Below are 25,153 nucleotides of genomic sequence, written 5' to 3' on the forward strand. Positions count from 1 at the left end.
TGCAGTTCTTGCAGGAGTGGCCTTGTTTCGCGAGCACTGGCCGCTAGGCTGCAAGCCAGTCGCGAATCTGCTCCAGCGTGGCAGTCGCGCCACCGCAGACGATCATCAGCACGTTGTTGTACTGCGCCAGGCGCTCGGGTGCGTAGGCCAAGGCCAGCGCTGCGCCGCAAGCAGGTTCTACCAGTATCCGGTGATCGTGCAGAAAGCGCTCGCAGGCCTGGAGCGCCGCATGGTCGGTTACTCGCTCGCTGTGCAGTGGATGGTTTTGTGCGCAGGCCAGCGCCTGGTCCGCCACACGCTTGGCGCCCAGCGAGGTGGCCACCGAAGTGATGGCCGGCAGTTCCACCGGATGGCCCCCAGCGATGGCAGCGTGCAGTGATGCGGCACCTTCGGTTTCCACCGCCAGCACTGGCACGTCGTGCCAGCCATTGCGCTTGAGCCCCTCGACCACGCCGCTGAGCAGTCCGCCGCCCCCTACCGACAACACCACTGCATCGGGTTTGAGCCCAGCCTGGGCGACTTCGTCGATCATGCTGGCATGTCCGGTCCACAGCAGCGGGTCGTCGAACGGGTGGATGAACGCATCACCCGCGCCCAGCAAGCCTTGCGCATGCTGGTTGGCTTCTTGCCACGAGCTGCCTTTGACCACGACCTGGGCGTCTTCGAGTTTCAGCAGTTCGATGGCGCGCGTGCTGGTGGTTTCCGGCACCACCACGGTTACCGGCACGCCGAGCTTGCGCCCGGCATAGGCCACGGCGAGGCCGGCGTTGCCTCCGGAAGACGACACGAAGTGCCGGGCGCCACGTGCATGGTGCACTTCGCAGGCATGGCCTACGCCGCGCAGCTTGAAAGAGCCAGAGGGCTGCAGTGCCTCGAGCTTGAGCCACAGGGTACGGCCGGCGGCCAGTGACAGCGGGCGGGATTCGATCAAAGGGGTCTGGATATGCAAGGTCATGGCGGGCTCCGCATTCAGCGTTCGCGGGCAGCCGGCGTGGCGTCGCCGCGCAGCTGCTCCAGGTAGTTGTAGATGGTGTAGCGGGTCACGCCCAGGGCGTCGGCAGCCTTCTCCACGCCACCTTTGACGATGAACAGGCCGCGCTCCTGCATCACTCGTACGGCCTCGACCTTGGCTTGCTTGTTCATCCGCCCTCGGCCCGAGCGCTGCAGCGAGTCCTGGATGATCTCGCTCATCAGCAGCGTCATGTCGGCCGCCTCACGGGGCGTGTGTGTGTCCGCGAGGGCGCCGAGTGGCTGAAAGTGCTGGAGAAAGGTCATGGCCGCATCGAGGCCGGTGATGTCGGTGTTCACGCACAGGCTGGCGAACGGGTGGCCGCCGCTGTCGCGAAAGATTGCCGTGGCGCTGCGCAGCGTGCGCCCCTTGAGGGTTGTGGGGTAGTCCGGCAGCACCACCGGTTCGCAGCCGTCCTGAGTACGGCCGGCGTGCATCAGTGCCTTGAAGCCTTGGTCCTGTTCCGGTGCGGCCAGGATCGGGCTGCCCACTCGACGGCCCGAAAGATGGCCGTTGACGATGGCGATCACCGAGTGCTCGGGATTGTCGAGGTCGTGCAGGAGGATTTCCAGGTTGCGCGGCGCAACGCTGCCCAAGGCCTGGAGCGCAGCCTTGAGGACGGTGAGGGTGAGCTGGCGTTCTTGCTGAAGGGGAAGTGTGGGCATGGGAAATCGCCAGATTCTTAATTGTGTTGAATTTTACACAAATAGTTAAATCTGGCGAGTGTGGATTGCGCTCGAACTTTAGCTCAGTGGTGGAGTGCGCGGTGGAATCACCCGGCGCGAGCCGGTGGCTTCGAAACCTGCAGCAAAGCGCAGCAAGGCATTGTCGTCATAGGCCCGGCCAGCGAAAGTCAGGCCTACTGGCATGCCGATGTCGGCCATCACGCCCATCGGCACGGTCACTGTCGGCACACCCAGATGACGGATTGCCAGGTTGCCATTGGCGACCCAGATCCCGTTGCTCCAGGCGATGTCTGCCGAGGCTGGGTTGATATCGGCATCAGCCGGGCCGACATCGGCGACGGTGGGGAACAGCACCGCGTCCAGCTTGTGCTCGTCCATCCAGTCTTCCAGGTCCATCTTGCGCGTTTGCTCCAGGCCGCGCAGGCCGTCCGGGACGGTAGCGATCTGGTCCCAGGACTTGAGGCCACGCTTGGCCATGTTGACGTATTCGTCCATGCCGGCCGCCAGGTCGTCTTCGCGGTTGGGCAGGGTGCCCGGATCGTGAGGGAAGATCTTCGGCCCGTCGACGTCAGCCAGGCGGTTCAGCTTGGGGTCGTTGTTGGCGCGCAGGAAATCGTCGAAAGCCCAGCCGGACAGTTCCCACAGCTCGTCGTGCAGGAATTCCTTGCTGACGATACCGCGGTTGTACACGGTCGGCGCACCCGGACGATCACCCTCGCAGTTGGAGACCAACGGGAAGTCGGTTTCGACCACTTCGGCGCCTGCCGCCTCCAGCGCGTTGCGGGCCTGCTCCCAGAGGTCGATGACGCTGGCGCGGGTGTTGATGCGCTGGCCAGTCGGGCCACCAATGCCGGGTTTTTCCGAAGTGCCGGCCTCGGCGTCGGCATTGATGTACATGCGGGGTACGGCAAAGCGCTTGCCTTTAAGCGCGCCGGCACCGACGGCCAGGTCGAGGTAACTGGCGGGGCGCACGCTCGAGGCTGCCGGGATCGGCACCCAGGGTTGCATGCGCCACAGGTCGCCACGGGTATCGGCGTCGTCGGCCACCACCACGTCGAGGATTTCCAGCAGATCGGCCATGGTCCGTGCGTAAGGCACGACCACATCCATGGTTGGCGTGAGCGGCCAGTTGCCGCGCACCGAGATCACCCCACGCGACGGGGTGTAGGCGCACAGGCCGTTGTTCGACGCCGGCCCGCGACCGCTCGACCAGGTTTCCTCGGCCAGGCCGAAGGCGCTGTAGCTGGCCGCCGTGGCGGTACCGGCGCCGTTGGAGGAGCCAGAGGCGAAAGGGGCGGTGAGGTAGGCCGCGTTGTACGGGCTTTCGGCGCGGCCGTAGACGCCGCGTTGCATGCCGCCGTTGGCCATGGGCGGCATGTTGGTCTTGCCCAGGCAGATCGCCCCTGCGGCGCGCAGGCGCTCAACGGTGAACGCGTCGCGCTGGGCGACCAGATGCTCGAATGCCGGGCTGCCGGAGGCGGCGGTCAGGCCCTTGACCAGGTAGCTGTCCTTGGCGGTGTAGGGGATGCCGTCCAGCGGGCCAAGCGTGATGCCGGCGGCGCGGCGGGCGTCGGAGGCCTCGGCCTCCTTGAGCGCTTCGGGGTTGCGCACCACGACGGCGTTCAGCGCGGTGGCGGTGTCGGCTCCATCGTAGGCGTCGATACGGGCCAGGTAGGCCTTGACCAGTTCGACCGCCGTCGTGCGGCCGGACTCGAGCGCGTTGCGCAGCTCGGCAATGGAAACCTCGGTTACCTCGATCATGCTGTCACCAAAATGTACAGGTGGATTTTATGCAGGCGAGTGTACAAGAAGCCCTGCGCGGGCGCAGGTTTGCACCAGGGAAAAACCTGTTTGCAGCACGGCATGTGCGGGCAGGAAGGCGTGTGCTCAGGAGGGTGCGCTTTGAAAAATTCAGAAACATCCGATATGTCACGACGGGCAAAACCATCAGCGTCTACCGTTTGTCGTAGCTAACCGTGCGCATGAAGCGCCCTGATGGAGATTACCCGTACATGGCAAGTCCGCCCGAGCAACCTCGCAAGCCCACCATCAACCCACCGGTTTTCTGGATTTCCGCGGTCCTGCTGCTGATTCTGGTGCTGTACGCCAGCGTGTTCCAGGCCCATGCACAGGCGTTGTTCGCACATATCCAGGGCTGGATCATCGTCAATGTCAGCTGGTTCTACATTCTCGGTGTGGCGCTGATTCTCGGCACTGTGGTGTTTCTGGGTATCAGTCGCTACGGCGATATCAAGCTCGGCCCCGACCACAGCACCCCCGATTACAACAATGCCACCTGGTTCGCCATGCTGTTCTCCGCAGGCATGGGCATCGGCCTGATGTTCTTCGGTGTCGCGGAGCCTGTGATGCACTTCCTCAAGCCACCGCTGGGTGAGGGCGGCACGGTGCTGGCGGCGGGCGAGGCAATGCGTATCACCTTCTTCCACTGGGGGCTGCATGCCTGGGCGATCTACGCCATCGTCGCACTGATCCTGGCCTATTTCAGCTATCGCCATGGCTTGCCGCTGACCCTGCGTTCGGCACTCTACCCGCTGATCGGCGAGCGTATCCACGGGCCACTGGGGCACGCGGTCGACATCTTTGCAATCATCGGCACGGTGTTCGGCGTCGCCACTTCGCTGGGCTTTGGCGTGTCGCAGATCAACACCGGGCTCAATGCCCTGTTTGGTGTGCCGGTATCCATTCCGGTGCAGATCGCGCTGATCATCGGTACCACGTTCCTGGCCACGCTGTCGGTGATGTCCGGGCTGGACAAGGGCATTCGGCGGTTGTCCGAGCTCAATCTGGGCCTGGCGGTGCTGCTGTTGCTGATGGTGATGCTGCTGGGGCCGACCGTGCTGATCCTGCAGACCTTCGTACAGAACACGGGTGGCTACCTGAGCGAGATCGTCAGTCGCACGCTCAACCTATACGCCTATCAGCCGACCGACTGGATCGGTGGCTGGACCCTGTTCTACTGGGGCTGGTGGCTGGCCTGGTCGCCCTTTGTCGGGCTGTTCATCGCGCGCATCTCGCGCGGGCGCACCATCCGTGAATTCGTGACCGGCGTGCTGCTGGTGCCGACTGCGTTCACCCTGCTGTGGATGACGGTGTTCGGCAACACAGCGATCCACATGATCCTTGACGAGGGGTTGACCGACCTGGCCGCGGCGGTGGAGCAGGATACGTCGCTTGCACTGTTCGCCTTCCTCGAGCATTTCCCCTTCGCCAGCATCATCAGCACCCTGGCGGTGGTCATGGTGGTGGTGTTCTTCGTCACCTCGGCCGATACCGGCGCGATGGTGGTGGACATGCTGGCCTCCGGCGGCAAGGAGGGCACACCGATCCGCCAGAGGATCTTCTGGGCCTCAAGCATGGGCATCGTCGCCATCGCATTGCTGCTGGCCGACGGCCTCAAGGCGCTGCAGACCGCGACCATCGCCAGTGCGCTGCCGTTTACCCTGGCGTTGCTGCTGAGCATGCGCGGGCTGCTCAAGGCGCTCAAACTCGACGCCACCAAGCGTGACCTGCGCTACCAGGCGCTGGCTATCTCGCCGACGGCTTCGCGTGCTGCGGGCAACTGGCAGCGACGTCTGCGCACCCTGGCGATGTTCCCGCGCCGTTCACATGTGCAGCGCTTCATCGCTGACGTAGCGCTGCCGGCCTGCCAATCGGTGGCCGAGGAGTGGCGTCGCCAGGGTTATGAATGCAGTGTCGAGGAAGGCGAGGCTGGCCGAGTGACGCTCAAGGTCGGGCCGAGCGATGAGGTGTTCGTCTACGAGATTCGCCCACGCGCCTATGCCATGCCCAGCTTCGTCCTGAGCGATGCCGCCGGGGAGGAGCGCAAGTACTTCCGTGCCGAAGTGCACTTGCGTGAGGGCGGGCAGGACCACGATGTGATGGGCTGGTCGAAGGACGAAGTGATCGGCGACATTCTCGATCACTTCGAACGGCACCTGCACTTCCTGCACCTGGTGCGTTGACGCGTACCTGTGGGAGCGGGTTTACCCGCGAAAAGGCCATCACGATGGCCGGTGTTCGCGGGTAGAGCCTTTACTGCAAGTCTGCCGCCGAGTGTCGCTCCGGCACCTGGCTTTGCTCGTCACCCCAGGTGCGGTTGACCCGGGTGCCGCGCTGCACGGCCGGGCGCTGGGCGATTTCTTCGGCCCAGCGCTGCACGTGCGGATATTCGTCCACCGCCAGGAATTCGGCCGCGCCGTACAGGTTGCCGCGCACCAACTGCCCGTACCACGGCCATACGGCGATGTCGGCGATGCTGTACTCGTCGCCACCCAGGTAACGGCTCACCGCCAGGCGTCGCTCGAGCACGTCGAGCTGACGCTTGGCTTCCATGGTGAAGCGGTTGATGGCGTACTCGATCTTTTCCGGCGCATACACGTAGAAGTGGCCGAAACCACCGCCCAGGTAAGGCGCCGAGCCCATCTGCCAGAACAGCCAGTTCAGGCTTTCGACGCGGGCGGCTGGGTCTTTCGGCAGGAAGGCACCGAACTTTTCCGCCAGGTGCAGCAGGATCGAACCGGACTCGAACACCCGCACCGGCGGCTCGACGCTGCGGTCGAGCAGGGCCGGTATCTTGGAGTTCGGATTGACCTCGACGAAGCCGCTGGAGAACTGGTCGCCATCACCAATGCGGATCAGCCAGGCGTCGTATTCAGCGCCGCTGTGCCCCAGGGCCAGCAGCTCTTCGAGCAGGACCGTGACCTTGACGCCGTTGGGCGTGGCCAGCGAATAGAGTTGCAGGGGATGCTTGCCGACGGGCAGGACCTTGTCGTGGGTGGGGCCGGCGATCGGGCGGTTGATGCTGGCGAACTGGCCGCCGGCTGCGGCGTCGTTCTTCCAGACCTTCGGTGGGACGTAGGGGCTGTTGCTCATCCGATGAAATCTCCTGATGGTCTTCGATCCCATTGCGATCGCCTGATGCGATCAGGGTGCGATTGGCCAAGACTAGGGCAGGAGAAGTGGTCAAGGGAAGTGAAGTATTGCGCAGGGGTTATAACCGCTGCGCGTCTGCCAGGGGCTTGCAGACGCGCAGCGGTCTGCATCAGGCCACGGGGATCAAGGGGTCGGCTGCGGCGAGGGCCGCCTTGCGATCGGCCGCAGGCGGGTAGATCCAGATGCTGTTGATCTGGCTCTTGAGCGCCTTGGCCTCGTGCTTGTCCTCCGGCGGGCTGACCTTGCGGTCCCAGCCTTCGGTGTACACCGCACCCCAGGCACCGAGGTCCAGGCAGGTCACGTACTTGGGCTGGCTGTAGGTCATCGGCGCCACGCCGATCAGCTCGGCAGCAGCGTTGTTGCCGGCATAGCGGCCCAGCGGAATGGCGTGCTGGCACGACATCACCGCAAAGTTGCCCATCTCGTCGCACGCGGCATAGGCCACGTCACCCGCCGCGTAGACCGCCGCGTTGCCCTTGACCTTGAGGGTGCCATCCACATGCAGGCGCCCTTGCCGGTCGCGCTCGCCGCTGACCTGTGCGGTGAGCGGGTTGGCCAGGAAGCCGACGGTCCAGATCACGGTATTTGCATCGATGCGCTGCCCGTTGTCCAGCGTGACGCCGGCGGCGTCCACTGCGGCCACTGACGCGCCGCAGATCCACTCCACGCCCAGCGCTTGCGATGCCTGGACGATCGCCGGGCTGATGCCGTCGCCCAGCGCCGCACCGATTCGTGCACCGCGATCGACCACCACCACGCGATGCTTGGCCTGGTCGCCGAGGATCTTGCGCAGCCGTGCGGGGAGTTCAGTGGCGGTCTCGATACCGGTAAAGCCTCCGCCGGCAACCACCACGGTATTGCGTGCCGGTGTATCGGGTTGGGTAGGCAACGACTTGAGATGCTCTTCCAGGCGTGTGGCGCTGTCGATCTTGTCGACATCGAAGACTCGCTCGATGCCCGCAAGCGCCGGACGATTGAGGATGCTGCCGCACGCCATGATCAGCCGGTCGTAGGCCAGGGTCGCCTCGCTGCCATCTGCGCTGCGATAGCCGACGCGCTGGCCTGCTTCGTCGATGTGGTGGGCCGTACCTTGTACGAAGCGCACGTTTACTGCGTCGAACAGCGCCTGCAACGGGGCAGCCATCTGGTGAACGTCAGGCTCGTAGAAGCGTGGGCGGATGTGCAGCTCGGCCTGTGGTGCGAGCACCGTGATCTGGACGTCGTCGCGTGCGTGCAGGTCGAGCTGGCGCGCAGCGCCCAGGGCGCTCCAGAGGCCGGCGAAGCCTGCGCCGAGGATCAGGATCTGTTTCATCGTTGTGCTCCTGGAAAATTCCGGATACCGCAAATTATGGGTGTTGTCGGTAACGGGCACGGCATGCGATGACGCAGGAAGGGTCGCTCGAACGGTTGGCGGCGCAGTGCGGTTCGCCTGACTGGCCGAAGTCGATGATGAGGCTTGCTGGCGTCGCACGGCCGTGGCCCGACAGGCGTAGCCGCAAGGCTCGATCTGTCACGGCGATGCTACGTGCGCTGCCGGGGCGGCCCTAGGTCAAAGATCCCTGGATTTCGGCCAGTGGCACGCTACGGGCAAAACGGGCGCGATAATCGCGTGGGCTGACCTGCAGGTGACGCTGAAAAGCCAGGCGCAGGCGTTCTTCGTTACCGAAGCCGCACAGGCGGGCGATCTGCTCGATACGCTGCGCGGAGGTCTCCAGCAGGCGGCGCGCGGCTTCCACGCGAAACAGCTCGAGGGTCTTGGCGGGGGTGCGACCGGTCTTTTGCTTGTACACCCGGGTGAAGTTGCGCAGGCTCATGTTCGCCTGGTCCGCCAAGCGCTCCACGCTCAGGCGCGGGTCGCCCAGGTTGTCGTTGATCCATAGGTGCAAGGCTTCGAAGGCTGCGCTGTCTTCACCCTGGACCTTGAGCAGTTGGCTGAACTGGGTCTGGCCGCCGGGCCGCTTGAGGAACACCACCAGTTCCCGTGCCACCTGCATGGCGACCTCCCGGCCACAGTCGGCCTCGACCAGGGCCAGTGCCAGGTCGATGCCGGCGCTGACGCCGGCCGAGGTCCACAAATGCTCCTGTTCGACGAAGATCGACTCGGCATCGACCTGCACCTCAGGGAACAGCCGCTGCAGGTCGTCGCACATCGCCCAGTGGGTGGCGGCACGACGCCCCTGCAGTAAACCGGCCGCGGCAAGCAGGAAGGTGCCGCTGCACACCGATGCCGTGCGTCGTGCCTTGTGGCTGGCGTGTCGCAGGGCTTCGATCAACTCGCCCTGGTCAGGCAGCAGCCCGATCATCTGCGGTGCTCCGGGCACCACCAGCGTGTCCAGGGCCTGGTCGAGCAGGACTTGCAGGCATTCGCTGGCCACCGCCAGGCCCTCGGCTGTGGTGATCAGCCCACCGCCAAGACTTGCCGTACGCACTTCATAGCCTGGCAGCCCTCGTTCGTTGCGGGCCTTGCTCGCCGCCCAGAACACGGTCTGTGCGCCCGTCAGGTCAAGCAGGCCCATTTGCGGGTAGGCGAGGAACAACACTCGACGCGGCAGGTCGTGGCAGACGTGGGGGGTATCCGGGAAGCTGGCGGGATGGGTCATGGGCATGTCGACGCTGGAAGGACGTCTACATGGTACTGCACCGCGGGCGAGGCCGCGGTGCCGAGCTGCCGGGTGGCGTGCCTTACAGGTCCAGCACCAGCCGTGCGCTGCGCGCGCGCGACACGCACAGCATCATGGTCTGCTGCGAGGCTTTTTCCTCATCGCTCAGGTACTGGTCGAAATGTTCGGCTTCGCCTTCGAGGATGGCCGTCTCGCAGGTGCCGCACACACCTTCGCGGCACAGGCACTCGACCTTGGCCGCCTTGGACTTCTCGATGGCCTGGAGGATGGTCATGCCTTGCTCGACTTCAAGTTCGGTGCCCGAGCGCGCCAGCACCACGGTGAAAGCGCTGCCGGCGGCAGGGGCGGCAGCGGCGAACTGCTCCCAGTGCACGCGTGACTCGGCGATCCCGGCTGCTGCGGCACTGGCGATCACTGCGTCGATCAGCGGCTTGGGGCCGCAGACATAAAGGTGCGCATCATCGGGCAGGTTGGCGCAGAGGGCGGCCAGGTCAAGCTTGCGCTCGAGGCTGTCGATGTAGAACCGTGTGCTGTGCGCATGCGGGCCATTTTCCAGGTCGGCCTGGAATGCGCCGTGCTCGGGGGCGCGGAAGGCGTAGTGCAATTCATAGGGCGTCGCGCCGCCTTCGAGTTCGTGCAGCTGCGCCAGGAACGGGGTAATGCCGATGCCGCCGGCGACCAACACATGGCGACCGGCCTCCGGCTCCAGGGCGAACAGGTTGTTGGGGCTGGAGATGGTCAGCTCGCTGCCCACCTCCACCTGGTGATGCATGAACGCCGAGCCGCCCTTGGACTGCTCCTCGAGGCGCACGCCGATCTGGTAGCTGGACAGTTCGCGCGGGTCGCTCATCAGTGAGTAGGCATTGCTGAACTGGCGCCCGTCGGCACCTTGCATCTGCACGATGACGTGGCTGCCACCGGTGAAGGCCGGCAGGGCGGCGCCGTCGGCGCGGGCCAGGGTGAAGCGCTTGATCAGCGGGGTGGCTTGCTCCACGCCGGTGACCTTTACCTTGAACATTTCGTATTGCTTGGCCATGGCGTACCTCGACAGCAAAGCCCCGCGCCAGGCCCTGGCGCGGGACGAACTTCGGGAAATCAGTCGTCCAGGTGGGCGACGGCGATCAGGTTGTGGAAGTGGGCAATACCGTGCTCGCTCACACCGCTGCGCTGCTGGTCAACCATGATCCGGCCCTGGCCGCGGTAGCCGCGGGACTTGAGGCCCTTCTGCACGCTTTCCACCAGGCGCAGGTCTTCGGGGCGGAACACTTCGCGGTACCAGTCGATGAGTTTTTGCTGCTCTTGGCTGATGTCCTTGTTGAGGAAGTAGATGTCGTAGTGTTGCAGGGTGGTTTCGGCATCGACCGGGAACTCGTAGATCACGGTCATGAAGTCGGCCCCTGGCGGTACGTTGAACATGGTGCACGGCCAGGCCCAGAAGCCGGCGAAGGACGGGTCCTTGACCGATTCGTCGAACGTGAACGACTGCTCCGAAGGTGTCGCCACCCCGTACTGCAGGGTCCAGTTGCCATGCAGGCTATGGCTGTACTGGCCGACGTCGACCGACGCGGAGAAACCAGGATGGGCTGGGGCGCAGTGGTAGCACTCCAGGTAGTTGTCGACGATGGATTTCCAGTTGGCCGGGGTGTCGCTGACGAAGCGCGCCGCCAGGTGCAGGTCGTCGATCACCGGGCAGGCCGCGCGCATGCGCTGCTGCAGGCCTGGAAGCTGGTCTTCGACGGAGCCTGCATCGTTGTCCATGTTGATGAAGATGAAGCCTGCGTACTCTTCAACGCGCAGCTGCACCAGGGTGGAGTTCTGCTTGTCGAAGTTGACCACGTTCTCGCAGTTGCGCGCGTGGGCCAGTTCGCCGTCGAGCTTGAAGGTCCAGGCGTGGTAGGGGCAGGTGATGACGTTCTTGGCCTTGCCGCTGCCTTCGAGCAACTGGTGGCCGCGGTGCGGGCAGACGTTGTAGAAGGCACGCAGCACATCGTCGCGGCCACGCACGACGATGATGCTTTCGCCGATCACTTCGCGCGTGATGTAGGCATTCTTCTCGGCAACCTCGCTACCGTGGCCGACGCAGATCCAGCTGCGGGCAAAGATGGCTTCCTTCTCGTGCTCGAACACCGAGGCCTTGGTATAGAAGTTGGCCGGGATGGTGTAGGCCTCTTCAGGGTTGGTGCAGAAGTCGGCGGGCAGGCGTTTGAAATCGTTCATGGCTGTCTCTCGGTTTTATTTTGGGTTAACGCGTATCTGTCAGTTAACAAGCAGGGCAAAAAAATTTTCGATCCCGTGTCGAGCATCCTCGTAGGAGCGGGCTTGCCCGCGAAGAGGCCCGCCCACTCACCACATGCTCACCGCCGATCAGTGAACCGCCGCCGCGCTGCGCGGTGCTTTCGCGGGCGCTTGCTCACCGGCCAGGCGCGCCGCTTCTTCCTCGATGCGGTAGGCCGGCATGTCGCCGTAGTCCGCGGCAAGCCATTTGAAGAATCCGTAGATCTTCACCAGCAGGATCACCATGAACGGTATCGCGGTCAGGACCACAGCGGTCTTCATGGTCGACAGCGAGGCCTTGGCGAACAGCATGGCCAGCGGTACCAGGGTCAGCACCACGCACCAGAACAGGCGCAGGGTCGGGCTCGGGTCGTCGCCTTCGCGCAGGTTGCGTGTGCTGGTGGCGGCTACGGCGTAAGCGGCGGCGTCCATGTGCGAGGCACAGAACACGGCCATGATGAACAGGTACGCCGCCAGGAACAGCGTGCCCCACGGCAACGCCAGCAGCAGGTCGGTTACCGCCGCTTCGCCGCCCAGTTCACTGAGCATCTTCGGCACGTCGATCTGACCGTTGATGAACTGGTGCATGCTGTAGCTTTCCAGCGCGCCGAAGAAGAACCAGCAACCGAAGCTGCCGCCCATCAGCAGGGCGAACACCACTTCCTTGATCTGCCGGCCGCGCGATACACGGGCGACGAACATGGCAACGCCTGGGGCATAGGATACCCACCACAGCCAATAGAACACTGTCCAGTTGCGGGTGAAGGCGCCGTCGCCGGCCGGGTCGGTGAACAGGCTCATGTGCACGTAGTGCTGGAACATCAGGCCGACGGCGTTGGCTGTGTTGTTGATGGTGAACTGGGTCGGGCCGACCAGCAGCACCACGCCGGCGAACACCAGGGCGCCGATGCAGACCATCTTCGACAGGCGCTGCAGGCCGCCATCGATACCGATGTAGGAGCTGAGCGAGAACAGCAGCGCCACCGCGCCGATCACCAGCAGTTGCACGGTGAAAGTGTTGGGGGTGCCGGCCAGGTCCGACAGGCCGCGGGTCAGGGTCGAGGCGGTCAATGCCAGCGACACGGTCAGCGCGCCCATCATGGTCAGCAGGAAGATCAGGTCCACTGCGCGGCCAACGGGGCCGGTGGCCTTGAAGCCGGTCACCGCTTCGATGATCGAGGCCAGGTTCAGGCCGGTCTTCTTGCGTACGTGGAAGTGGTAGGCCAGGGCCAGCGATGCCAAGGCGTAGATCGACCAGGCGCTGATGCCCCAGTGGAAGAACGAGTAGCTGACGCTGTATTCCAGGGCCTGGGCGGACATCGGTGCGATGTTCAGGCCGGGTGTCTGGTAGTAGTAGGCCCATTCCATCACGCCCCAGTACAGGGTCGAGGACCCCATGCCAGCGCAGATGAACATGAACACCCAGGTGGTGGTGGCATATTCGGGTTTGCCACTGCCCAGGCGGATGTTGCCGTACTTGCTGAAGGCGATGTACAGCACCGCGAGGGTGCTGGCGAACACCAGCACCTGGACGCTGGTGCCGAAGGTACGGGTGGACAGTTCGAACAGCTGGTTGGCCATGCCTTCTGCCTGAACAGGGAAGGCTGCGAGGCCGATCACGGTGAGCAGTACAGCAAGCAGGCTCATGGCAATCAGGAACACGTCGATCTTTTTGTTATCGGGGGACATCAATTGTCTCCTGGAGCTTTTCTTGTAGTAGGAGTCAGGCGTTGGGGAAGTCCGTATCGGTGAGGCTTTTTATTCTGTTAACCATTGATTAACACAAATCCATTGGTTAACGGAAAGTGTGCATGGATTTGTCGAGGGCCGCAAGAGGATCGTCGGACAATCCTGATGGCGGGTTTTGTGGCGATGTGGTCAAAGCGAGGCTGGTGCAGTTCCGGTGAGCGCGCGAAGCCCGCTCTATCCCTGTGAGAGCGGCGACCCGCCGCTCTCACGGATATCCATACTGCTGGTCAGGCGTCGAGCAGTTCGGCGATGGCCTTGCCGACCTCTTGGGTCGAACGGCTGCCGCCCATGTCGCGGGTGGTGTCGCCGTTGGCGATCACGGTCTCGATGGCCTTGAGGATGTCGTCGTGAGCGGCCTGATAGCGCGCGTCGTCGCCGTCCTTGCCGAGGAACTCGAGCATCAGCGCGCCGGACCAGATCATCGCGATCGGGTTGGCGATGTTCTTGCCGTAGATGTCTGGCGCCGACCCATGCACCGGCTCGAACAGCGATGGGAACTTGCGTTCGGGATTGAGGTTGGCCGAGGGCGCGATGCCGATGGTGCCAGCGCACGCCGGGCCCAGGTCGGAGAGGATGTCGCCGAACAGGTTGGAGGCCACCACCACGTCGAAACGTTCTGGCTGCAGCACGAAGCGTGCGCAGAGAATGTCGATGTGCTGCTTGTCCCAGCTGATCTCGGGGTAGTGCGCGGCCATTGCGGCGGTGCGCTCGTCCCAGTAGGGCATGCTCACGGCCATGCCGTTGGACTTGGTCGCCGAGGTCACGTGCTTGCGCTCGCGGGTCTGGGCGACTTCGAACGCGTACTTGAGGATGCGGTCGACGCCGCGGCGGGTGAACACCGATTCCTGCAGCACGAATTCGTTGTCGGTGCCTTCGAACATGCGTCCGCCGAGCGAGGAGTATTCACCCTCGGTGTTCTCGCGGATCACCACGAAGTCGATATCACCCGGCTGCTTGTTGGCCAGTGGGCAGGGCACGCCAGGGAACAGGCGCACCGGGCGGATGTTGACGTACTGATCGAAGTCGCGGCGGAACTTGAGCAGCGAGCCCCACAGCGAGATGTGGTCGGGCACCTTGTCTGGCCAGCCGACGGCACCGAAGAACAGCGCATCGAAGCCCTTGAGCTGTTCGAACCAGTCATCGGGCATCATCTTGCCGTGGGCCAGGTAGTAGTCGCAGCTGGCCCATTCGAAGAACTCGAATTGCAGGTCCAGGCCGTGCTTGCGTGCCGCGGCCTCGACCACGCGGATGCCTTCGGGGAGGACTTCGTTGCCGATGCCGTCACCCGGGATGGCGGCGATTTTGAAGGTCTTGGTCATGACGTGCATCTCGTGTGTGGGAACAGATGCGGCTCATGCTATAAGGAGGCTATTCAGAGATAATCCATCCATTCATTTATTCTTAGTGTACATATCGTGAATAATCTGCCTAACCTCGACGACCTCGATATCTTCCTGCACGTGGCCCGTCGTGCCAGCTTTGCTGCAGTGGCGGACGAGCGCGGCATGTCGCCGGCGTTCGTCAGCAAGCGTATTCGGCTACTCGAAGAAAGCCTGGGCGTACGCCTGCTGCATCGCACCACGCGACGGGTGACGGTGAGCGAGGAGGGCGAACGGGTCTATCAGTGGGCACAACAGATCTTCAATGCGCTTCAGGGCATGGACGACGATCTCAACGCCGGCCAGCGTGAGCCTGCCGGGCAACTGCGCATCGCCAGCAGCCTGGGGCTGGGGCGACGTTTCGTGGCACCAGCACTGTCGGAGCTGGCGGCGCGCTATCCGCGCCTGGACATCCGTCTGGACGTGCACGATCGGCTGGTGGACCTGATCGCCGAAGGTGTCGACCTGGACATTCGCGTGGGCAACGTCATCGCACCGCACCTGATTGCCAAACCTCTGGCGCGCAATCGCCGGGTGCTCTGCGCGGCGCCGGCCTACCTGGCCCGGCACGGTACACCGCGCACCTTGGCGGAGCTGGCCAGCCACGACTGCCTGGTGATCAAGGAACGCGATCATCCATTCGGTCTGTGGCACCTGGAGGGGCCCAGTGGCGAAGAAAGCGTGCGGGTGACCGGGCCGCTGTCGAGCAACCATGGCGAGGTGGCGCACCAGTGGTGCCTGGATGGGCGCGGAATCCTGCTGCGCTCGTGGTGGGATGTGCACGACAACCTGGTCGATGGCCGGTTGGTACAGGTACTGGAGGATTACCAGCAGGCGGCGGACATCTGGGCGGTGTACACCGCGCCCTTGGCCGGATCGGCCAGAGTGCGGGTGGCGGTGGAGTTCTTCCGGCAGTACTTTGCCGAGCGGTATCGGTTGCCGGAGTGACTTCGGTCTCTGCCCTCGACGGCCATCGGCCCTGCAGGAGTGGCCTCATGTCGCGAAAGGGCTGCGCAGCAGCCCCCGATACTCTGTGTATCTGCACAGATCCTGGACCCGCTACGCGGCACCTTTCAGGACACAAGCAGCGATTAGGCGCTCCGACTTGCCGCGAGACGACCGCTGCAAAACCGCTCAACCCTTGCGCAAACAGCTGACTGTTGCGCAACCCTGGGCCGCAACTGTGCTGGTCGCTGTCGACGGAATACCCTTATGCTGTAACGAAATATGTCTAGTAAAGCCTGAGAGAAGGAACACCGAAATGCCAGTCAAGGACCTGTTGATCGCTCTGGTGGTGATCATTGCCTGGGGCGTCAACTTCGTGGTCATCAAGGTCGGGCTCGATGGCCTTCCGCCCATGCTGCTCGGTGCCTTGCGTTTCATGCTGGTGGCCTTTCCGGCAATCCTCTTCATCAAGCGTCCGAACCTGCCCTGGCGTTGGCTGATTGCCTATGGCGCGACCATCTCGCTGGGGCAGTTCGCCTTCCTGTTCCAGGCCATGTATAGCGGCATGCCCCCGGGTCTGGCTTCGCTGGTGCTGCAGTCGCAGGCGTTCTTCACCCTGGGTTTCGCCGCGCTGTTTCTGGGCGAGCGCTTGCGCCCGGCCAGTGTGCTCGGGTTGCTTGTGGCGGCCGGCGGCCTTGCGGTGATCGGCAGCGAAGACAGCAGCCATGTGCCATTTGTGGCGCTGCTGTTGACCCTGTGCGCCGGCGCCATGTGGGGCATGGGCAATATCATTACCCGTCGCTTCGGCTCGGTGGATCTGGTGGCCCTGGTGATCTGGGGCGGGTTGATTCCGCCGCTGCCGTTCCTGGCGCTGTCGTGGTGGTTGGAGGGGCCGGAGCGTATTGGCCATGCGTTGGCCAACATCGGCATGAGTTCGGTGCTGGCGCTGCTCTACCTGGCGCTGGTCGCCACCATGCTCGGCTACAGCCTGTGGAGCACATTGCTGTCGCGTCACCCGGCCGGCAAGGTCGCGCCATTTTCGCTGCTGGTGCCGGTAATTGGCCTGAGCTCTTCGGCCTGGCTGCTCGGCGAGCGCCTCAGCGCCGCGCAGGGTTGGGGGGCGCTGCTGGTGATGCTGGGGCTGCTGATCAACGTCTTCGGGCCTCGCCTGAGCCAGCGCCTGCGAGCTGCCAGCGCGCACTAGCGCTGTTCAGTGCAAGGCTCTGTTAGGATCTGGGGTTTTCCAGAACCACGGAGCCGCGCCCATGATCATTTCCACTACCAGCCAGCTCGAAGGTCGCCCGATCGCCGAGTACCTCGGCGTGGTCAGCGCCGAATCGGTGCAGGGCGTCAACTTCGTGCGCGATTTCTTCGCACGTTGGCGCGACTTCTTCGGCGGTCGCTCGCAAACCCTGGAAAGCGCATTGCGCCAGGCGCGCGAGCAGGCCACCGAGGAGTTGCTGGAGCGGGCACGTCGCTTGCAGGCCGATGCAGTGGTTGGCGTGGACTTCGAAATCAGCATGCCGTCCGTACAGGGCGGAATGGTCGTGGTGTTCGCCACCGGCACGGCTGTGCGCCTTAGATAGCGGCCAGGTGCCATTGGTCGGGCAAAGGACTTTCGTCCGAGTGGTCTGCAAATGACCGACTAGTCTCATTTCTACGGGCCGTGTTTCTCTGGGCAAGCAGGTTGCTTGCCGACGCGGACGCCTTTGGAGGGAGACAGGGCATGAGCGAGTCCTATATCGAAGACCTGAACGACGCATTCCCGATCAATAACCAGGTGCGTTGCGGCCAGACGGCCTTTCACCTGGGTTTTGCCAACATGACCCACGACGAATCCGAGCAGCTTCAGCCGGCCCACTTGCAGCGCAGCAAGAAAGGGCGTTTCACGCCACGGGTGCCAGCCAAGAAATCATCCTGACGCCTCATTGATCCCATTGCGTGAGACCGCGCCGGGCATGAAAAAGCCCGGCCTTGCGGGCCGGGCTCAAGTAGCGGTGTACAACTCAGTTGAGTGGGTCGATCACCTTGACGGCCTGCTGCTCACGGGCAGCGGGCCATTCTTGTTGCAGGGTCATGAGCACGCGTTCGACGAACTGAGTGTCGGCGGCGGCCTTCTTGCCGACGTAGCCCTGGCCACGGCGGTAGACCTTGAAACGGGCGCACATGCTGTCGGGCATATGCAGGTCGGATTCGTCTTCGACGGTGTTGGCCGGCAGGCGGTCGAGGCGGACCTCGCCGGTCTGGCTGACCCACAGCAGGTGGTCGTCGAGGCTGTCCTTGCGCGCGGCGAACAGCTGGGCCAATTGGTCGATCGTAGGATTGTTGTTCAAGTTCATCATAAAGCCCCCATTACCCATTCGTTGGTGATTTTCACAGTTGGCGCCACAGCGGTGTAGCGCTCTACCAAGGCTGCTACAGCAGCATCGCAACAGGGGCTTTCTCACGCTGCCTTTTGGACAGTTTCCCTCTCCACGAACGGCCTGCGTTACCGCGCAGGCCGTCTGGAATACCCTTGCCACCGCTCCCGATCAGGGAGACGGCCTCATCATGCACAAGGCTGGGGAAGGGCGTCAATGGTTTTGTAGTGAAAATTTTTTCTCACTACATCTTGTCGGACAATCCTGCTTTGTCAGGGGAATAGCGTGTACTTGAGGTCATTGCTTTCAAGGAGTTCGCAGGTGATTGTGTGAGGGCTGGCAGGTGCTTGCCGAAAGATTTTTAGTGCCTATGAGATCGAGCGCCGCCCGCGCGGCGCTCGATCTCATAGGCACTAAAAATCTTTCGGCAAGCACCTCCCAGCCTCTACGCAACCACCTTGAAAGGCATGCCACTCAAAGCGCCACGGCAGACAGGATCGCGTAGGCTGCACGAACCCGTTCATCGTTGGGGTAATTGCGATTGGCAAGCAACGCAATGGCCATGCCCTTGCTCGGCACGAACACCACGTAGGCGCCGAACCCTGTGGTGGCACCGGTCTTGTTGTACCAGTACCCAGGAGCGTCCGGCTGCGCCGGCTGTAGGCGTTTGGTGGCCTGTGCTTCGCGGATCATCTGCACACCATTGCCCTTGACCAGAGTGTCGAGTGCGACCGGATAGGGGTAGCGCTCCCAGCCCAGGCCCTGGGTCATGTCGCCCACCTGGAAGTAGCCGCCGTGGGTGATGGCGATCGCCTTGGCCATATCCGCCGACAATCCCTGCGGGTCGAGCTGCGCGCGCAGGTAGGCGAGCATGTCGGTGGCGCTGGTCTTGATGCCGTAGGCTTCGTCGGCGAAGGGCCCCGGGCTGACGCGAATCGGGCGCTCATTGGCATCGTAGCCCTGGGCATAGTGGCTGCGCTCTGCTGACGGGACCTGCAGGTAGGTGTGCTTCAGGCCCAGGCCTGGGAGCAGGTCCTGGCGCATCAGTTCGGCGAACGGGCGCTTCTGCGCCTGCGCCGCGAGGTTACCGAACAGTCCCAGGCTCGGATTGGAATAGCAACGGCGGGTGCCGCGCTCGGTTTTCTGTTGCCACTGCTGGAGGAACACCAGCGCCTGCGCGTCGTTGCTTACCTCGTCGGGAAACTGCAACGGCAGGCAGTCAGCACTGTAGGCGCCCAGTTCCAGGACGCTCGCCGAGCCCAGCGCGGACTTTTCCAGTGCCGGTTGGTAGCGGCTGGCCGGGGCATCGAGGTCGAGCTTGCCTTGGGCGCTGGCCAGTGCGACGAGGGTCGCGGTGTAGGTCTTGCTCACCGAGCCGACTTCGAACAGCGTGTCGCGGGTCACGGGGCGATTGTCGGCCTTGTCGGCCACGCCGTAGCTGAAGTAGTGCGCCTGGCCATTGGCGTAGACCGCCACGGCCATGCCGGGAATGCGTTGTGCCTGCATCAGTGGCTGGACGATGGCGTCGACCTGGTGTTGCAGGTCGTCTGCCAGCGCCGGGGTTGCGGTCATCGCCAGGGCCAGGGTGAGCAGGGCGGGGCGGAGGTTGTACATCGGTAGGTTTCCTTGCCTGGAAGAGGGCCAATGTCCGTTCAGCGACACTGGCGGGGGTTCCGGCGTTAGCGCCGAGAGAGCGCAGACCTTATCGTCAGGCCTTGCACCATGACAAGACGGACACTTCATGAAGTACCTGCGCATGCTTTTCGATAAATTCACCCTGACCCTGCTCTCGGTGGTCCTGCTGGCGACCTTGCTGCCCTGCTCGGGTGACGGCGCAGTGGCCTTCGGCTGGCTGACCAACCTGGCGATTGGCCTGTTGTTCTTCCTGCACGGCGCCAAGCTGTCACGCGAGGCGATCATCGCCGGTGCCGGCCACTGGCGCCTGCACATCCTGGTGTTCTCCTGCACCTTCGTACTCTTTCCATTGCTGGGCCTGGCGTTCAAGCCACTGTTCGTGCCGCTGGTGGGCAACGAGCTGTACCTGGGCCTGCTCTACCTGTGCGCCTTGCCTGCGACCGTGCAGTCGGCCATCGCCTTCACCTCGCTGGCACGCGGCAACGTCCCGGCAGCGATCTGCAGTGCGGCGGCCTCCAGCCTGCTGGGCATCTTCCTCACGCCACTGCTGGTGATGCTGTTGCTGGGTGCTGACGGCGATACCGGTTCGGGGCTCGATGCGGTACTTAAGATCACCCTGCAACTGCTGGTGCCCTTCGTGGCCGGGCAAATCGCCCGTCGCTGGATCGGCGCCTGGGTCAAGAAGAATGCACGCTGGCTGAAGATCGTCGACCAGGGTTCGATCCTGCTGGTGGTCTATACCGCGTTCAGTGAAGCGGTCGTGACGGGCTTGTGGAATACCGTCTCGCCGCAGCACTTGCTGGGCCTGTTCGTCGCCTGCGGCGTGTTGCTGGCGGTGGTGCTGCTCGGTACCCGCTTGCTGGGGCGCGTGCTGGGCTTCAGCGTCGAAGACCGTATCACCATCCTGTTCGCCGGCTCGAAGAAGAGCCTGGCCACCGGGGTGCCGATGGCTCAGGTATTGTTCGTGGGGAGCGGGATCGGCGCGATGATCCTGCCGCTGATGCTGTTCCACCAGATCCAGCTGATGGTGTGTGCGGTGCTGGCGCAGCGCTACGCAGCGCGGGAAGTGGTGGGCGAGGAAGCTTCGGCGGCGTCCTGACGCAGAGGATAGTGTGAGCGGGACGCGAAGTGCCTACCGTTCACACCAACGCTCGCTCTATCCCGCCCGCCACCAGGCTCTCCATCAGCCCGACGCCTTGCAGCTCGGGCACACCACGCGCTTGCAGCACGCCCGGCAGCTGGTTCAGCAAGCTGCCCAGCACGTGCCCGGCCGCTGCCAGCACCTCGCCGCCATGGCGCGCCTTGGGCGCAACCAATTGCAACAACCCGGTTTCGTAGTCGTGGCGCAGCTCGCCCAGGCGTGCCTGCTGAGCCTCGCTCAGGCAGCAGAAATCCCGCTCTGCCAGACGAAACTGCAAGGGCCGCTCGCTGTGCAACTGCCAGTGCGCGGCAATCAGGCCAGGCAATGCCGGCTTGCCTCTGGCCAGCGCGCGTCGACCTTGGTCGAGCGTGGCCAGCAGTTCTTCGTACAGCTCCTCGATCAGGTCGAACAACAGGTCCTGCTTGCTCGGGAAATGGTGGTACAGCGAGCCCGCCGTCAGCCCGACATGCGCGGCCAGCTCGCGCATGCTGACCTGGCCGAAGCCTTTTTCGGCGAACAGCGCCATGGCCCTGTCGCGGCGTTCCTCGAAATTGGCGCAGCGCAGGGCAGCGGTGACCGGCATGACGCGCGCTCCTCAGTAGGTGAAGAAACCACGGCCGCTCTTGCGCCCGAGGTAGCCGGCGGCAACCATCTCCTTGAGCAGCGGTGCAGGGCGGTACTTGCTGTCGTTGAAGCCCTCGTGGAAGGCCTCCATGATCGCCAGCAGGGTGTCCAGGCCGATCAGGTCGGCCAGTGCCAGCGGGCCGATCGGTTGGTTGCAGCCCAGACGCATGCCCGTGTCGATATCCTCGGCGCTGGCCAGGCCCTCCTGACGCACGAAGATCGCTTCATTGATCATCGGCACCAGGATGCGGTTGACCACGAAGCCGGGGCGGTTGCCCGCAGTGATCGGTGTCTTGCCCAACTTCTCGGTGACCAGCAGCGCCTGGGCGTAGGTCGTGTCGCTGGTCTGAAGGCCACGGATGACCTCGACCAGGGCCATCATCGGCACTGGGTTGAAGAAGTGCACACCGATGAACCGCTCAGGATGCTCGATGCTGGCGGCTAGCTGAGTGACCGACAGCGATGAGGTATTGGTGGCGATCAGGCACTGTGCATCGACACTGGCGGCCACCTGCTGGAGGATGCGCTGCTTGAGCGCCAGGTTTTCGGTCGCGGCCTCGATCACCAGTTGCGCGCTCGACAGCTGCGCGTAGTCGGTACTGGTGCGGATGCGCGTCCTGGCGGCTTGGGCCTTGTCCGCCTCGAGGGTGCCCTTGCTGACCTGGCGTTCCAGGTTCTTGCTCAGTGTGGCGACACCGCGCTCAAGCGCTGCGTCACTGACATCGATGAGCAACACCTGGAAGCCGGCTATCGCGCACACCTGGGCGATGCCGTTGCCCATGGTACCGGCGCCGATCACGGCGATCTGCTGGATGGTCATGTCGATGCTCCCGTCACACGCGCTCGAAGACCACGGCGATGCCTTGGCCGCCACCGATGCACATGGTCGCCAGCGCATAGCGACCCTGAATGCGCTGCAATTCGTGAATGGCCTTGGTGGCGATGATCGCGCCAGTGGCGCCGACCGGGTGGCCGAGCGAGATGCCCGAGCCATTGGGGTTGACCTTTTCCGGATCGAAGCCCAACGCCTGGGCCACGGCGCAGGCCTGGGCGGCGAAGGCTTCGTTGGATTCGATCACGTCCAGGTCCTTGACCGACAGGCCGGCTTTTTCAAGCACCTTGCGCGTGGCCGGGATCGGGCCCAGGCCCATCAGCTCGGGTTCGACACCGGCATGGGCGTAGGCCACCAGCCTTGCCAGCGGCTTGAGGCCAAGGCGGCGCACCGCATCGCCGGTCGCCAGGACCAGGCCGGCGGCGCCGTCGTTGATGCCGCTGGCATTGCCGGCGGTGACGCTGCCGTCTTTCTTGAAGGCGGTGCGCATGCCCGCCAACTGCTCGGCACTGACATCGCCGCGCACGTGCTCATCGATGGCGAACTGCACACTGCCTTTGCGGGTCTTCAGTTCGATCGGCACGATCTGGCTGTCGAAACGACCTTCGGCGATGGCGCGGGCGGCGCGACGCTGGCTGGTCAACGCCAGTTCGTCCTGCATTTCACGGGTGATGCCGTGCTTGGCCGCGACGTTCTCGGCGGTGATACCCATGTGGAAGCCTTCGAACGGATCCTGGAGGATGCCGACCATGTAGTCGATGCCCTGCAGGTCACCCATGCGTGCCCCCCAACGGGCTTGCGGCAGCAGGTAAGGGCCGCGGCTCATGGACTCGGCGCCAGCAGCCAGGGCAATGTCGGTATCGCCCAGCAGCAGGCCCTGGGCGGCGGATACGATCGCTTGCAGACCCGACCCGCACAGGCGGTTGACGTTGAATGCCGGGGTTTCCTTGGGAATGCCGGCGTTCATCGCCGCCACTCGGCCCAGGTAGGCGTCGCGTGGTTCGGTCGGGATCACGTTGCCCATCACCACATGGCCGATCTGCTCAGCGGCCACGCCCGAGCGCTCGATGGCAGCGCGGGTCACGGCGGTGGCGAGGTCGGCCAGCGGCAGGTCCTTGAGTGAGCCACCAAAACCACCGATGGCCGAACGCACCGCACTGACGACATAGATTTCTGCGCTGCTCATATATAGCTCCGATTGCGAAGGCGTGGCGGGACGGTGCCGGGCTCTGCGAGAATGGCGACCGTTGCGGATGGGGTCCGAGTCTAGGCAAAGGCCGGGAACGGGCCTATGCCGAAACTGCTCAGTCAACCTGGCATTTTTTGCCACTCAGCATAGACAGCGGATATCCGTCATGCGCGAAAGCGATTCGGTCGCGGTGTACTTTCTCAATGCCATGCTCCACGCCCTGCGCGATCGCCCCGATGAGCGCGATGCGCAACTGCGTGCGGTCGGCATCGACCCGGCGCTGCTCGCCCGCCCCCAGGCGCGGGTACCGGCCAAGGCGTTCGCCCGGCTGTGGCTGGCGCTGATCGAAGACCTGGACGACGAGTTCTTCCGTCTCGACAGCCATGGCATGCCGATGGGCAGCTTTGCCCTGATCTGCCGTGGCTTGATCCAGGAGCCGACCCTGGAAAAGGCGCTGCGTCAGTGCTTGAGTAACTTTGCGTTGTTCCTGCGCGATTTGCGCGGCAGTTTCGCGGTGCGCGGCGGGCGTGCGGTGATCAGCGTGCAGTCGAATATCGACGATCCGCTGACACGGGTCTATGCCGAGGAAACCTTCCTGGTGCTGGTGGTCGGCCTGCTGTGCTGGCTGGCCGGACGGCGCATCAGCATCGACCGCACCGAGCTTGCCGTGGCGCGCCCGGCGCAGGACGACGACACGCTGCTGTGGGGGCCGGACCTGCGCCTGGGCAGTGGGCGTACCGAAGTGGAGTTCGACAGCGCCTGGCTGCGCCTGCCGGTGGTGCAGGACCTGGCGGCGCTCAAGACCTTCCTGCGCAGCGCGCCGCAGGGCCTGGTGATCCGTTTTCGCAACCAGGGCGACCTGGTGGCGGAGGTTTATCGCCATCTGCGCAGCCGTGGCTACGGACAGTGGCCGACCCTGACGGCCATGGCCGAGCGCCAGGGCCTGAGCGCCAGTACCTTTCGCCGGCAACTGGAGCGCGAGGGGCGCTCGTACCAGCAGATCAAGGATGAAGTGCGCCGGGCCATGGCGTTCGAGCGTTTGCGCGAGGGGCAACTGAGCATTGCCGAGATCGCCGAGCAGACCGGGTTCCAGGAGCCCAGCGCCTTTCACCGGGCGTTCAAGAAGTGGACGGGGCAGAGTCCGGGGAGTTATCGGACCCGGCTGGGTGTGAACCCGCAGACCGCCGGGGCCGCATAGCGGCCCCAAAGGCTCCACCTCAAGCCGGCACCATGGCAAAGCCGACACCAAAGCGGTTCCAGGCATTGATGGTAGCGATCGCCAGGGTCAGGTTGGCAACTTCACCTGCTTCGAAATGCTCCAGCAGCGCTTCGTACTCGACCTGCGGTGCACCGCGCTCAGGCAAGCGGGTGAGGCTTTCCAGCCAGGCCAGTGCGGCGCGTTCACGCGGGGTGAAGAAACGGGTTTCCTGCCACACGCTCAGGGTCTGCAAGCGTGCCTCGCTTTCGCCCGCCTTGCGCGCATCGTTGGCGTGCAGGTTCACGCAATAGGCGCAGCCATTGATCTGCGAGGCGCGCAGGCGCACCAGTTCGAGCAGTGAATGCTCCAGGCCGCACTTGGCCAGGACCTGCTCCAGGCCGACCATGGCCTTGTAGGCTTCAGGGGCGTGCCTGGCCCATTCGATTCGATCGTGCATGGTGATTCTCCAGTCAGTTCAAGTCAGGGGTGATTCGTGGTGCCAGCGTAGCGCCGTTGCCTGCAGGGCCCGATAGCCAATCCCGCTATTTGCCGGGAGAC

The 25,153-nt window shown here is 64.1% G+C and carries 23 protein-coding genes; 7 read left to right on the plus strand and 16 right to left on the minus strand.

Annotation, left to right across the window (positions count from 1 at the left end; translation table 11 throughout):
- Positions 1 to 43: 43 nt before the first annotated feature.
- The 3 genes from ACTYOL_RS11790 to ACTYOL_RS11800 form a co-directional block, all read right to left on the minus strand.
- Positions 44 to 955, minus strand: a complete 912-nt coding sequence (locus ACTYOL_RS11790) for a pyridoxal-phosphate dependent enzyme (RefSeq protein ID WP_153774655.1) — start codon at positions 953 to 955, stop codon at positions 44 to 46.
- Positions 956 to 969: 14 nt separating this feature from the next.
- Positions 970 to 1,674: a helix-turn-helix transcriptional regulator gene (locus ACTYOL_RS11795; protein ID WP_200602549.1), complete on the minus strand. Its 705-nt coding sequence runs from the start codon at positions 1,672 to 1,674 to the stop codon at positions 970 to 972.
- 78 nt (positions 1,675 to 1,752) lie between these two features.
- Complete coding sequence (locus tag ACTYOL_RS11800; protein WP_444757970.1) at positions 1,753 to 3,456, minus strand: amidase; 1,704 nt, start codon at positions 3,454 to 3,456, stop codon at positions 1,753 to 1,755.
- Positions 3,457 to 3,707: 251 nt separating this feature from the next.
- Between ACTYOL_RS11800 and ACTYOL_RS11805 the strand changes: the two genes are divergently transcribed.
- On the plus strand, positions 3,708 to 5,678 hold the full coding sequence (locus ACTYOL_RS11805; protein ID WP_054893763.1) for a BCCT family transporter: 1,971 nt from the start codon (positions 3,708 to 3,710) through the stop codon (positions 5,676 to 5,678).
- Between the two features lie 70 nt (positions 5,679 to 5,748).
- On the opposite strand, the gene yghU is transcribed toward ACTYOL_RS11805, so the two are convergent.
- The 7 genes from yghU to ACTYOL_RS11840 form a co-directional block, all read right to left on the minus strand.
- Entirely contained in the window at positions 5,749 to 6,588 is an 840-nt protein-coding gene (yghU, locus tag ACTYOL_RS11810; protein WP_197889606.1) for a glutathione-dependent disulfide-bond oxidoreductase, read from the minus strand.
- A 169-nt stretch (positions 6,589 to 6,757) separates the two neighbouring features.
- Entirely contained in the window at positions 6,758 to 7,960 is a 1,203-nt protein-coding gene (locus ACTYOL_RS11815) for an NAD(P)/FAD-dependent oxidoreductase (protein WP_153774651.1), read from the minus strand.
- Positions 7,961 to 8,192: 232 nt separating this feature from the next.
- Positions 8,193 to 9,248 (minus strand): GlxA family transcriptional regulator, encoded by a 1,056-nt coding sequence (locus ACTYOL_RS11820; protein WP_153774650.1) that lies wholly within the window; start codon positions 9,246 to 9,248, stop codon positions 8,193 to 8,195.
- A gap of 82 nt (positions 9,249 to 9,330) precedes the next feature.
- Entirely contained in the window at positions 9,331 to 10,305 is a 975-nt protein-coding gene (locus ACTYOL_RS11825) for a PDR/VanB family oxidoreductase (RefSeq protein WP_444757971.1), read from the minus strand.
- A 59-nt stretch (positions 10,306 to 10,364) separates the two neighbouring features.
- Complete coding sequence (locus tag ACTYOL_RS11830) at positions 10,365 to 11,486, minus strand: aromatic ring-hydroxylating oxygenase subunit alpha (protein WP_197889608.1); 1,122 nt, start codon at positions 11,484 to 11,486, stop codon at positions 10,365 to 10,367.
- 147 nt (positions 11,487 to 11,633) lie between these two features.
- The gene (locus ACTYOL_RS11835; protein ID WP_444757972.1) at positions 11,634 to 13,232 is read right to left on the minus strand and encodes a BCCT family transporter; all 1,599 of its coding nucleotides are present in this window, start codon (positions 13,230 to 13,232) and stop codon (positions 11,634 to 11,636) included.
- A 287-nt stretch (positions 13,233 to 13,519) separates the two neighbouring features.
- On the minus strand, positions 13,520 to 14,611 hold the full coding sequence (locus ACTYOL_RS11840) for a tartrate dehydrogenase (protein WP_197889610.1): 1,092 nt from the start codon (positions 14,609 to 14,611) through the stop codon (positions 13,520 to 13,522).
- 96 nt (positions 14,612 to 14,707) lie between these two features.
- Between ACTYOL_RS11840 and ACTYOL_RS11845 the strand changes: the two genes are divergently transcribed.
- From ACTYOL_RS11845 to ACTYOL_RS11860, 4 genes are all read left to right on the plus strand, one after another.
- Complete coding sequence (locus ACTYOL_RS11845) at positions 14,708 to 15,619, plus strand: LysR substrate-binding domain-containing protein (protein WP_197889611.1); 912 nt, start codon at positions 14,708 to 14,710, stop codon at positions 15,617 to 15,619.
- A 313-nt stretch (positions 15,620 to 15,932) separates the two neighbouring features.
- Positions 15,933 to 16,820: an EamA family transporter gene (locus tag ACTYOL_RS11850; RefSeq protein WP_153774646.1), complete on the plus strand. Its 888-nt coding sequence runs from the start codon at positions 15,933 to 15,935 to the stop codon at positions 16,818 to 16,820.
- 61 nt (positions 16,821 to 16,881) lie between these two features.
- The gene (locus ACTYOL_RS11855) at positions 16,882 to 17,202 is read left to right on the plus strand and encodes a YbjQ family protein (RefSeq protein ID WP_063544738.1); all 321 of its coding nucleotides are present in this window, start codon (positions 16,882 to 16,884) and stop codon (positions 17,200 to 17,202) included.
- A gap of 140 nt (positions 17,203 to 17,342) precedes the next feature.
- Positions 17,343 to 17,537 carry a hypothetical protein gene (locus ACTYOL_RS11860; protein ID WP_153774645.1) on the plus strand — a complete coding sequence of 65 codons (195 nt, stop codon included), beginning with the start codon at positions 17,343 to 17,345 and terminating at the stop codon, positions 17,535 to 17,537.
- 85 nt (positions 17,538 to 17,622) lie between these two features.
- Here ACTYOL_RS11860 and ACTYOL_RS11865 read toward each other — a convergent pair whose 3' ends face one another.
- Positions 17,623 to 17,958: a hypothetical protein gene (locus ACTYOL_RS11865; protein ID WP_054893774.1), complete on the minus strand. Its 336-nt coding sequence runs from the start codon at positions 17,956 to 17,958 to the stop codon at positions 17,623 to 17,625.
- Positions 17,959 to 18,450: 492 nt separating this feature from the next.
- Positions 18,451 to 19,590: a class C beta-lactamase gene (ampC, locus tag ACTYOL_RS11870; protein ID WP_197889612.1), complete on the minus strand. Its 1,140-nt coding sequence runs from the start codon at positions 19,588 to 19,590 to the stop codon at positions 18,451 to 18,453.
- Positions 19,591 to 19,717: 127 nt separating this feature from the next.
- Between ampC and ACTYOL_RS11875 the strand changes: the two genes are divergently transcribed.
- A complete protein-coding gene (locus tag ACTYOL_RS11875) occupies positions 19,718 to 20,710 on the plus strand; it encodes a bile acid:sodium symporter family protein (protein WP_054895374.1) in 993 nt (330 codons plus the stop codon).
- A gap of 40 nt (positions 20,711 to 20,750) precedes the next feature.
- Here the strand turns inward: ACTYOL_RS11875 and ACTYOL_RS11880 are convergent, their stop codons facing one another.
- From ACTYOL_RS11880 to ACTYOL_RS11890, 3 genes are read right to left on the minus strand one after another with little or no spacing between them, the layout of a single operon-like run.
- Positions 20,751 to 21,335: a TetR/AcrR family transcriptional regulator gene (locus ACTYOL_RS11880; protein ID WP_063544744.1), complete on the minus strand. Its 585-nt coding sequence runs from the start codon at positions 21,333 to 21,335 to the stop codon at positions 20,751 to 20,753.
- A gap of 12 nt (positions 21,336 to 21,347) precedes the next feature.
- A complete protein-coding gene (locus tag ACTYOL_RS11885; protein ID WP_444757973.1) occupies positions 21,348 to 22,196 on the minus strand; it encodes a 3-hydroxybutyryl-CoA dehydrogenase in 849 nt (282 codons plus the stop codon).
- Between the two features lie 13 nt (positions 22,197 to 22,209).
- Positions 22,210 to 23,394, minus strand: a complete 1,185-nt coding sequence (locus tag ACTYOL_RS11890; protein WP_197889614.1) for an acetyl-CoA C-acyltransferase family protein — start codon at positions 23,392 to 23,394, stop codon at positions 22,210 to 22,212.
- Between the two features lie 169 nt (positions 23,395 to 23,563).
- Here ACTYOL_RS11890 and ACTYOL_RS11895 point away from each other — a divergent pair, with 169 nt between their 5' ends.
- Positions 23,564 to 24,595 carry an AraC family transcriptional regulator gene (locus tag ACTYOL_RS11895; protein ID WP_197889615.1) on the plus strand — a complete coding sequence of 344 codons (1,032 nt, stop codon included), beginning with the start codon at positions 23,564 to 23,566 and terminating at the stop codon, positions 24,593 to 24,595.
- 19 nt (positions 24,596 to 24,614) lie between these two features.
- On the opposite strand, the gene ACTYOL_RS11900 is transcribed toward ACTYOL_RS11895, so the two are convergent.
- Positions 24,615 to 25,052, minus strand: a complete 438-nt coding sequence (locus tag ACTYOL_RS11900; RefSeq protein ID WP_197889616.1) for a carboxymuconolactone decarboxylase family protein — start codon at positions 25,050 to 25,052, stop codon at positions 24,615 to 24,617.
- Between the last annotated feature and the right edge of the window lie 101 nt (positions 25,053 to 25,153).

The sequence above is a fragment of the Pseudomonas sp. A014 genome (assembly GCF_052378495.1).
GTDB classification, from domain to species: Bacteria; Pseudomonadota; Gammaproteobacteria; order Pseudomonadales; family Pseudomonadaceae; genus Aquipseudomonas; species Aquipseudomonas machongensis.